Source organism: Haladaptatus sp. AB618, from assembly GCF_024136965.1.
In the GTDB taxonomy this organism is placed as follows: domain Archaea; phylum Halobacteriota; class Halobacteria; order Halobacteriales; family Haladaptataceae; genus Haladaptatus.
This window is the reverse complement of sequence record NZ_JAMYJX010000004.1, coordinates 409,289-419,530: the sequence shown is the minus strand read 5'-3', so window position 1 is coordinate 419,530 and position 10,242 is coordinate 409,289. Positions and strand designations below refer to the sequence as shown.

6 protein-coding genes and 2 pseudogenes are annotated in these 10,242 nt (G+C 60.8%); 6 read left to right on the top strand and 2 right to left on the bottom strand.

From position 1 onward, the window contains the following. Positions 1-222: 222 nt before the first annotated feature. Entirely contained in the window at positions 223-3,159 is a 2,937-nt protein-coding gene (locus NKF26_RS15200) for a glycoside hydrolase family 3 protein (RefSeq protein WP_253234535.1), read from the bottom strand. 595 nt (positions 3,160-3,754) lie between these two features. Here NKF26_RS15200 and NKF26_RS15195 point away from each other — a divergent pair. The 6 genes and pseudogenes from NKF26_RS15195 to NKF26_RS24425 all read left to right on the top strand — a co-directional run. Continuing rightward, the gene (locus NKF26_RS15195) at positions 3,755-4,912 is read left to right on the top strand and encodes an ABC transporter ATP-binding protein (protein WP_253225925.1); all 1,158 of its coding nucleotides are present in this window, start codon (positions 3,755-3,757) and stop codon (positions 4,910-4,912) included. 202 nt (positions 4,913-5,114) lie between these two features. Further along, entirely contained in the window at positions 5,115-6,497 is a 1,383-nt protein-coding gene (locus NKF26_RS15190; protein ID WP_253225924.1) for an extracellular solute-binding protein, read from the top strand. 6 nt (positions 6,498-6,503) lie between these two features. Then, a complete protein-coding gene (locus tag NKF26_RS15185) occupies positions 6,504-7,490 on the top strand; it encodes a carbohydrate ABC transporter permease (RefSeq protein ID WP_253225923.1) in 987 nt (328 codons plus the stop codon). 1 nt (position 7,491) lies between these two features. Beyond that, positions 7,492-8,412, top strand: a complete 921-nt coding sequence (locus NKF26_RS15180; protein WP_253225922.1) for a carbohydrate ABC transporter permease — start codon at positions 7,492-7,494, stop codon at positions 8,410-8,412. A gap of 106 nt (positions 8,413-8,518) precedes the next feature. Beyond that, entirely contained in the window at positions 8,519-9,613 is a 1,095-nt protein-coding gene (locus tag NKF26_RS15175; RefSeq protein WP_253225921.1) for a Gfo/Idh/MocA family protein, read from the top strand. A gap of 18 nt (positions 9,614-9,631) precedes the next feature. Further along, positions 9,632-9,821: pseudogene (locus NKF26_RS24425) on the top strand (Gfo/Idh/MocA family oxidoreductase); the annotation flags it as partial. Between the two features lie 35 nt (positions 9,822-9,856). On the opposite strand, the pseudogene NKF26_RS15170 reads toward NKF26_RS24425, so the two are convergent. Beyond that, positions 9,857-10,111 (bottom strand): annotated as a pseudogene (locus tag NKF26_RS15170) (IclR family transcriptional regulator); the annotation flags it as partial. Positions 10,112-10,242 lie beyond the last annotated feature (131 nt).

The following is a 10,242-nucleotide window of genomic DNA, read 5'->3' as shown; positions in this document are numbered from 1 at the left end:
TCGATTCCGTTCCTTCCGATGTCGATTCCGTTCCTTCCGATGTCGATTCCGTTCCTTCCGATGTCGATTCCGTTCCGTCTCTCTCGCCGCTGTGTTCTCGTTTGCTCATTGTGAGTCAAAACCGATGATCGTTCGTTCCGCGTTGCTCGTCGGGCGCGACTCGTGGCCACGAGTCGCGCCGTCAGCGATACCGGATGAAATCCTCCGACGTCCGGGGACGTTTCAGTCGAACTGGACGGTGTGCGCACGGAATTCGCCGCGCGCGACCAGATACACCGTTCGATGGCCGCCCGTCGCTCCGCGAAGCGCCGTCGTCACTCGTTCGTACTCGTAGACGTCGCCCGTGGAGGGAACGTCGGCCGAACCCAACAGACGTCCGTCGGGGGACCCGAGTCGAAGTTCGGCCGTCGCCGAACCTCCCTCCGCCCGGGCGACCGACACCGCCGCTTCCTCCGGGCGGTCGTGCAAATCGACGTCCTCGAACGCGACCCACGAACCGTCGGAGAAGCCCACGGTGGTTCCGTCGGCCTTCGACTTGTCCAACAGTTCGATCGACGACCACGACCAGTCGTCGGCATCCACGGTGCGGGTTTCCTCGGACAGGTCGCGCTGTGGGATCCGTTCGCCGTCCACGCGGAGCGTCCTGCGCGGACCGAAGTCGTCGGACGCCGATCCGATTGCTACGTCGTGTTTCGCTCGCTCGACGACCCGGCGGTTCCGCGTGACGTCCCAGAACGAGAACTCGTCGTAGTCGAGTTCGAACTCGATGCACGTGCGTTCGCCCGGTTCGAGGTGGACGCGCTCGAACCCACGCAGCACTTGCTCCGGTTGCCGGGTGCGCGACCGGCGCTGACGGCTGTACAACTGCACGACGTCGTCGGCCGCCATCGAACCCGTGTTGGTGACCCTGACTTTCACGGTCGCCGTTTCGCCGGGAGACAGGTGTGAGCGCGGTGAGATTCGGAGGTGGTCGTACCGGAACGACGAGTACGACAGCCCGTGACCGAACGCGTAGAGCGGGTTCTCCTGCCCGTAGCGGTACGTCATCCCGGTTCGAGCGATGTTATACTCCTTGATGTCCGGAAGCCCGTCGGCCGAGCGGGGCCACGTCTGGGGAAGTCGACCGGACGGGGAAACGTCGCCGAACAGCACGTCCGCGAGCGCACGACCCGTCTCCTGCCCGGCGTGTGAGGTCCACAGGATGGACGGCGTGTGTCGGTCGGCCCAGTTGATGGCGACGGGATAGCTGCTCTGGAGCACCAGCACGGTTCGCCGGTTGGCGCTCGTCACCGCTTCGATCAGCCGTCGCTGTGACTCCGGCAGGTCGAGGTCATCGCGGTCGTGGGTTTCGCGGGCACCGATGAGGGGATGGGTACCGACGACGAGGACGGCGACGTCGGCGTCGCGGGCCGTTCGAGCCGCGTCCTGGACGCCGTTTCGACGTCGCTCGACGTCGAACCGTGCGGCGTCGGATTCCGTCTCGCCATCCACGGCCAGTCCGCCGTCCGCCGCGGTGACGAAGGCGTCCGTTTTTCGGTGTCGAAGCGCCGTCGAACCGTCGTCCAGTCGGACGAACTCGAACGCTTCCGCGACCTCCTCCCAGCCGTAGGGTTTCTCGGCGGAGTTGATCAACTGCCCGTCCTCGACGGTGACGTAGCGGTTGTTCCCCGTCGCCCGGAGCGTCCAGGCGTCGGAACTCCACTGTGCCGCGTCGAACTGCTGAACGCCGGGCGCGTTCTGGTCCGATAGATAGAGTCCACCACCGCCGGGACTCACGCCAGCCGTCACGTAGCTCCCGGAGGAAATTTCCTGGAGCGCGATGCGGTCGATTCCCTGGGCGGTCGTCACGTTGTCGGCACCGATTCGGTCGCGGATGCCCTCCTCGGCCGTGATTCGATACGGTGGCGTCCCGCTGTACCAGTCGGTGAACACGCTGTCGGCGAGCGGACCGACGACGGCGACGGACCGTTCGTCCGAAATCGGTAGCCCTCCGTCGTCGTTTTTGAGCAACACCGTTCCCTCCTGTGCGGCTTTCCGAGCGAGTTCACGGTGTTCCCGTGCACCGACGACTTCGTCCGTAAGGTCGTCGTACGGGGTCTCCCGGTCGAACTCCCCGAGACGGAACCGAACCGAGAGGACGTGGCCGACTGCCGCGTCGATTTCGTTTTCGCTCAAAATTCCCCGATCGACCGCCTCGGAAAGCGCCTCGACGGTCGTCGTGTCGTCCGGGCCATGTTCGGTGAAGACGTCCAGCCCTGCGACCACCGCGGCGGCGCGCGCTTTCGCCTTGGTGTCGAAGTGCGCCTGCGCACCGGTCAGGGTCTCAGGTGCCCACGCGTCGCTCACGTTCATGACGGCCGACCCGTCCGGTGCCCAGTCGCGGACGACCCGGTCGAGGAGCGGCGACACGGTGTTCGGTCGCCCGTTGACGAGGTTGTACGAGGCCATGACGCCGACCGCGGTTCCGGCTTCGACCGGCGGGCGGAAGAACTGCAGATAGTAGTCGTGGAGCAGTCTCGGCGGTAGCTCGGCGTTGGTGGTGGTACGGTCGGTTTCGTTGTTGTACGCGAAGAAGTGTTTCAGCGACGGTGCCGTCTTCAGGTAGTACGGATCATCGCCGGACAGACCGCTCGTGTATCCGAGCGCTAACTCGCCGCTCAGGAGCGGGTCCTCGGAGTATCCCTCTTCGTTTCGTCCCGCTCGGGGGTCTCGAAGAGGGTCGACGGTCGGTGCCCAGACGTTCAGCCCGGCGGCGCTCGGGGTGACGTTGTGCTTGCCGCGTACCTCGTCGCCGACTGCGCTCCCGACGCGTTCCACCAGGTCCGGGTCCCACGTGCTCCCGAGCCCGATGGGTTGCGGAAAGACGGTTGCCTCTCCCAACCAGGAAACCCCGTGTAACGCCTCCGTCCCGGTTCGAAACGCGTCCATATCGAGCCGCGGAATCGGCGGTTGGTACTGGTGAAGGAGCGTCAGTTTCTCGTCGAGGGTGAGTCGTGAAACGAGCGCTGCGACGCGTTCGTCCACATCCTCGCCCGAATCGCCCGACCACCCGTTCGCCGTCCCGTCGTCGGTTTCCGCGCTCGCTGCCCCGCTGTTGAGTGACAGTGCCGAACCTGCACTGATAGCTGCAAGTACCGTTCGGCGGCTAGTATCGACCATTGCTGATGCCTCTTGAAACACCATGTAGTACACTTTAAAAAATGTTTGGAAGAAAATGATAATTGATAGTAATTATTCGTTCTACATCCGAGAACAAGGGGTTCGACGGTGGGTGGCGAAGTATTGGCAGGGATCTGTGATGAGATCATCCGAACAGTGCGGTCCCGCTCATCAACGGACGTTCTACCGGGGATGGCGACACGATTTCCAGGTCGTTCCATGATGGCCCCGCGTTCTGTATTTCACCCGAGGTACTGTCGATGGCGAATTCGACGTGCCGGAACGAACGAGGTCGACTCCATCCGTTGGTTATCAGATACCTTTACAGACATAGGACCGTTCGTGATTGAGAGAGGGGTGAATAGTCCATCAAAATCGAATATAATCATCGATCGGCCGAAAATCGCCACCCAACAGTGTTTTTACGATGAGAGGGCCGGACGAACGCGACGGGCAGTCTGTTCCGTATTTCAGAACAAGTTCATTGCGAGTGCTTTTACAGGTGGTTCGTGCGAGCCGCGACGTTCGAACAATGGCGGATGAAATCGGATGTTACGGAAGATATAAATGAGCGAACGGGAAACATGCTGGTCGTATGGGATCGCTTCGCTTGAGTCATGTGACCAAACGGTACGACGACGTTGTCGCGGTCAACGATATGAACCTCGACATCGAGGACAGTGAGTTCATCTCGCTGGTCGGACCGTCTGGTTGTGGAAAATCGACGACGCTAAAGATGATCGGCGGACTGACGAAGCCGTCGGACGGGAACATCCTGATCGATGACGAGGACGTCACGAACGACCCGCCGAAGGACCGCGGATTGGCGATGGTGTTCCAGAACATCGCCCTGTTTCCGCATATGAACGTCTACGACAACATGAGCTACGGCCTCCGGATACGCGGGACCACGAAGGACGAAATCGACCAACGGGTCGATGAAGCCGCGGAAACGCTCAAACTGGAGGGGATGCTCGAACGGATGCCGAGCGAACTGTCCGGGGGACAGCGCCAACGTGTCGCGATCGGCCGCGCCATCGTTCGGGAACCGGAGGTGTTCCTCATGGACGAACCGCTGGCGAACCTCGACGCGAAGCTCCGCGTTCACATGCGAACCGAGCTACAACGTATTCAGCGCAAGTTCAACGTGACGACCATCTACGTGACACACGATCAGGAGGAGGCGATGACCATGTCGGACCGCGTTGCCATCATCAACGAGGGGGAACTCCAGCAGATCGCACCGCCGTTGGAGTGTTATCACGAACCCGAGAACCGGTTCGTCGCCGGATTCATCGGGTCGCCCAGCATGAACTTCATCGAGGGGACGGTCCACGAGGGCCAGTTCCGGTCCGAAAAGTTCGACCTCGACCTTCGTGACTTCGAGTGTGATGGGACCGAAAACGTCACCGTCGGTATCAGACCCGAGGACGTCTATTTGGCCGATTCGAAACCGGTCGACGGGAGCAAGACGATTCGAGCGACCGTGGACGTTACCGAACCGATCGGCGAGAAGGTCTTCGTCTATCTGTACACACGGGGCGAGGAGAGCACCGAAACGGAACTGTCCGAACTCGACGGGACGGAGGGGAGTCGCTCGCAGTTCCTGATGAGCGCGCCGCCGGACACGGAGATTTCGGAGGGGGACGAGATCGACATCGTCCTTGACCGCCGGAGCATTCATCTGTTCGATACGGAGACAGGTGAGGCGATCGTCCACGGCGCTGAATCGGAACCGGCCCCGGTACCGTAACCAGAGAGACACGATAGCAGGTGTTCGCAGAGGTGTCACGGCCGCTTAGTCGTGACTTTTCCCGCGGCGTACATCACAATTGATGGAAATGTATATATACTTCTAGTTTAGAGCAATGGGTATGCCTAGCAAGCATCGGCCAGACACTGATATTGATAGATCTGCGGACAGGTCAGTCGATCGGCGAACGTTCGTCAAAGCTGTGAGCGCTGGGGGCGTCGCGACCGGTTTAGCCGGGTGTTCCGGTTTCGGCGGCAGTAGCTCGGGGTCGAACGGCGGAAACACGCTTCGAATCACCGCCCATACCGAGTGGCGGAACAACGAGAAGAAGATCGTCAAGGCGCTTCACGACGCCGGTTTTCCGGACGACATCGATATCAAGATGATCAGCGCCGGGCAGACGACCGACGAAATGCAGACCAAATATCGGCAGTGGCTCTCCGCCGACCGGCCGGACCCTGACCTGATGGTGTTCGACTGCGGATGGACGACGCCGTTCATCGTTCGTGGACAACTGAAGAAGCTCGACGACGTGCTTCCGAAGAAGGTGAAGAACAAGGTCGAGAACGACTACTTCCAACAGAGCGTCAAGTCGGCGCGGTCGAACGACGGGAGCCTCTACGGGGTTCCGCTGTACACCGACTTGCCGACGATCCAGTATCGGAAGGACTTGGTGAAGAAGGCCGGGTACGACTGGACGCAGTACAAGACCAAGCCGATGTCGTGGAAGCAGTTCTCCAACGAGATGGCCGACGTTTTCGAACAATCCGACGTGAAATACGGCTTCAACTGGCAGGCCGCGTCCGAGATTCAACTCGCCTGCTGTGTGTTCAACGAGTTCCTGAGTTCGTGGGGTGGCGCGTACTTCGGCAACCCGGAAAAGAACCTCTACAAGGTCGGTGATCGCCCGGTTACGGTCGACGAGAAACCGGTCATCGACTCGCTGAAGATGGCGCGGACGTTCATTCACGGGACCGACGCATCGGACACGATGGACGGATACGGCGCGAAGATCACGTCCTCGGAAGCCTCGCAGTGGGGCCTGTCGCCGTCCATGCGGCCGTTCACGCAGGGCAACGCGGTCGCGCTTCGTAACTGGCCGTACTCCATCGCCATCAACGGCGCGGACGACGCCCTCGGGGAGAAGATGGGCGTGATGCCGATTCCGTACGGAGTCAAGCCGAACGACGCGAAGTATCCCGGAACCGGCGGTTCCATCGCCGCACTCGGCGGCTGGAACTACTCGATGAACCCGAACACGGAGAACGAGGACGCGTGTGTCGAGTTCTTCAAGGCGATGTCCACCAAATCGTTCCAACTCGACAACTTCCAGATCGCGGGCCACATCCCGCCGGTCTCGAAGACGCTGAAGAACGCGACCGACGTCCCAGTGATGGGCCGGTACGTCGATACCCTCGCGTACACCGGTCAACACACGCTGGCTCGTCCGGCGACCGTCATCTGGCCGGAGCAGTCACAGGCTGTGGCCCAGAAGGCGAACGCCGTCATCATGGGCAACGTCGGTGCGCAGAAGGGGATGGATCAATTGAAATCACAGCTTCAAAAGCTCGAAAAGAAGGTGTAGAAGCGAATGGCAACAGACGAATCCACGACCTCGAATCGCCGCTGGCGGTTCGGACCGGGTATCGCCGTCCTGAACCGCATCGAGCGGCTGAGCGAGACGCAGTTCGTGTATCTGATGCTCGTGCCGCTGTTGTTGCTGCTCGGGACGATGGCCATTTGGCCGCTCATCTACACGGCCAACATCTCGCTGCACGCCGACAGCATCACGACGTCGAATCCCGTCGGGAAGTTCGTCGGCTTGAAGAACTACGCCGACCTGCTCACCGGTCAGTCGGACGTCATCCTGCAACGGCCGTTCTTCGACCTGAGCCAGCCGTTCAAAAGCGCCATCCCGGTGACGATACTGTTCACCGTCGGTGCCATCGTCGTCGAGACGATTCTCGGGTTCGCGATGGCGCTCGTGCTGGACCAGCAGTTCCGCGGTCGACGGTGGGTCCGGGTCGGACTCATCGTCCCGTGGGCGGTTCCCATCGTCATCCAGGGAATGATCTTCTACCTGATGTTCCAGCCGTCCATCGGGTTCGCGGTCGAACCGCTCCAACACCTGGGGATCATCTCGTCGTCACCGCTGGCGACGAGCCACGACTCCCTGCTGATAACCATCGTCGCGGACATCTGGAAACAGTCGGCGTTCATGGCACTGCTCATCCTCGCCGGGTTGCAGAGCATCGACCGCTCGCTGTATCAGGTAGCGAAGATTTCGGGGGCATCGAAGTGGCAGCAGTTCCGGACCATCACGTTCCCGTTGGTGCTGCCGACGCTCCTCGTGGCGCTCCTGTTCCGGACCATCGCCGCGGTCAAGGTGTACGGGACGATCGAGACCATCTCCAGTTGTAACACGGTTCCGTCGATGAGCTGTCTGGTCGTTTCGATGTGGAACGCCAGCCGATACGGCTCCGCGGCGGCGATAGCGTTCATCATCGCGGCGGCGATAGGGATGCTGTTGATCGTGTACCTGATCCAATTCAACAAACAAGAGAGTATGGGGCTGTAACATGTCTGGAATCAATTCGGACGACGAAGCCAACGTGGTCGAACGGTTCGCACAGTATTCGATAGAGCATCCGAACGCGGTGTACAGGGTCGTCATGGCGGTCGCCATCGGGTTCTTCCTGCTCATGTCGCTGTTCCCGTTCTACTGGTTGCTCGTCATCGCGCTCACGCCGAACCGCGCCATCGCGAACATGGGGCTCCTGCCGAAGGGGTTCAACCCCGGCGTCTTCATCGACATCTTTCGGGTGATACCGTTCCACCTCTACATGTTGAACAGCCTCATCATCGCCGGACTGACCACGATCATCGTGTTGCTCATCGGTAGTTTGGCGGGATACGTCTTCGGCAGGTACGACTTCCGCGGACGCACCCCGCTGATGCTGGTCGTCCTGGTAATCTCGTACTTCCCGCCGGTGACGTTCCTCATCCCGCTCTTCCGCCTGTTCAACGGGAAGGTGGACATCCTCGGGCTCTCGTATCCCGAACTGTACAACACGCCGTGGGCAGTGGTGATGCCGCTGAGCGCGCTCACGCTGCCGCTCATCATCTTCCTGCTCTCGACGTTCTACAGCCAAATTCCGGACGGGTTGGAGGACGCCGCGCGGATCGAGGGGTCAACACGGCTCGGTGCGTTGTTCCGCATCATCGTCCCGCTCTCGGCACCCGGCGTCGCCACGGCGGGCATCCTGACGTTCATCATCGTCTACAACGAGTTCTTCTTCTCGTATCTGATGGTGAACGGTGCCGTTGAGAACTGGGCACCCGTGCTGCACGGTATCTTCCAGTTCCAGGGCACCCAGTCGGTCGCGTACAACATGATGGCCGCCGCGAGCATCGTCGGCGTCATTCCGATGGCCATCATCGTGCTCATCGCACAGGACCGCATCGTGAGCGGCCTCACGCAGGGCGCGCTCAAGGGATAGCTCGACCCCCCTGTTTTTGGGGTCTCGGTCTCGGAAAATCCAACCGGGCGGCCGGATAGACAAGAGTTATTAGCACCCGGTAACCTTTTGTAGTCGATTGGTAACAATGACCTATCGAGTCATACAAGTCGGTACCGGCGGACAGGGCGCACACTGGTGTTCGACGTTCCTCCGCGAGAATGTGGACGACGGACTCATCGAAGTCGTCGGAGCAGTCGATATCGATCCGGAGCAACACGAGAACGCGATGGAGCACCTCGGATTGGACGAATCACAGTGTTACACGGACGTGGAGGAGGCGTTCGCGGAAGTCGATGCGGACTTCTGTACGGTCGTCATCCCGCCGTGGCTTCACGAGGACGTGGTCGATGCGGCCATCGAACACGACCTCGACATCCTGAGCGAGAAACCCATCGCCGACACCCTCGAAGCGTCCGTTCGGATTGCCGAGAAGGTCCGGCGAGCGGGAGTGCAGATGGGAATCACGATGAGCCATCGGTTCGACCAGGACAAAACGTCGCTCAGACGACACATTCAGGGCGAGGAAGCGGGACCGCTCGACTACATCGTCGGGCGATTCACCTGCAATGCCCGGTCGTACGGGACGTGGGGCGCGTTCCGTCACGAGATGGAGGACGTGTTGATGATCGAGGGAGCGGTACACCAACTCGACTTCATCGCCGACATGGCCGGAAGCGATTGCAAGACGATATACGCCGATACGTGGTGTCCCGACTGGGCCGAGTACGAGGGCGACGTCCAGGCGCTCGTCCAACTCCAGTTCGAGAACGGCACGCGGGCGACGTGGGAGGGTGCGAAGGCCAACGCCGTCGGGTTGAACGGCTGGAAGAGCGATTACGTCCGCGCCGAATGTCGGGACGAGACGCTCGTCCTCGACGACCGGGAACTGGTCCGGTACCCGTACGACCCCGAGGGCGAACAGGTGGTCGGCGGTCGGACGGCCGACCCCGAACCCGTGACGCTCGACGAACAGGAAAAGTGGAGCAACACGTGGCTCGTCGAGCAGTTCGTTGAATGGCTCGACGGCGGCGAACCGATGGCGACGAACGTCGAGGACAACCTCCAGTCGATGGCGCTGATCGAGGCGGCGATGCAGAGCAGTCGAACCGGCGAACCGGTCGAGGTTCAATCGCTGCTGGAGGACACGCGAGCGTCGGTCGAGGCGGAGCTATCCGACTGAACGCGATACCTGACGACGGGTTTCGAGGAATACAGCACCGAGTGGGAAGATATTTTTGGCGACGTTGACGTGTTCTACAACCTCGGTCCGAATGCGATTCACGCCGATCCATCCATCGCTGCGCTCGAAGCAGGGACCGTCCGTTCTCTGCGAGAAACCGCTCGCACACACGCTGTCCTACGCGGAATGGGTGCAGAATGCGGCCCGAGAATTCGACGCAGCCGCTGGCATCGAATTGGGCACTTCCACGAGGAGGTTCGCGAGTCTCCCGGTTTCGTCCATGGGCGATTTGATTTCAGGTTCCGCAACCACGTAGAGTTCCATCGATTTCCGGATGTGGCCGCCGACTTCGAGGAACTTCAACCCCAGTTGGTACTTGTCCACACCCTTCACGTTGTAGCCGTGTTTTCCGAGTGTTGTCTGGTGGTTGTGAACCATGTTTTTCCCCCTGTTCGATCCGCCAGCAAGGCAGGTCACACCACACGAGCCTCGCCACATCAACTCCTCGGCCAGTGCGAGCGTTTTTGGTGTTTGCATCGGATATTTGCATCCATATCAACGTAGCTCGTACATTCATTCGGCATATCCATTCCGGATACTGGAACAGGAATTTGAACATCCATTTCGAA

What these genes read in the sequence shown, in the direction of transcription:
- NKF26_RS15200 (WP_253234535.1), bottom strand. Translation starts at nt 3,159, where the DNA reads ATGGTCGATACTAGCCGCCGAACGGTACTTGCAGCTATCAGTGCAGGT.
- NKF26_RS15195 (WP_253225925.1), top strand. Translation starts at nt 3,755, where the DNA reads ATGGGATCGCTTCGCTTGAGTCATGTGACCAAACGGTACGACGACGTT.
- NKF26_RS15185 (WP_253225923.1), top strand. Translation starts at nt 6,504, where the DNA reads ATGGCAACAGACGAATCCACGACCTCGAATCGCCGCTGGCGGTTCGGA.
- NKF26_RS15180 (WP_253225922.1), top strand. Translation starts at nt 7,492, where the DNA reads ATGTCTGGAATCAATTCGGACGACGAAGCCAACGTGGTCGAACGGTTC.
- NKF26_RS15175 (WP_253225921.1), top strand. Translation starts at nt 8,519, where the DNA reads ATGACCTATCGAGTCATACAAGTCGGTACCGGCGGACAGGGCGCACAC.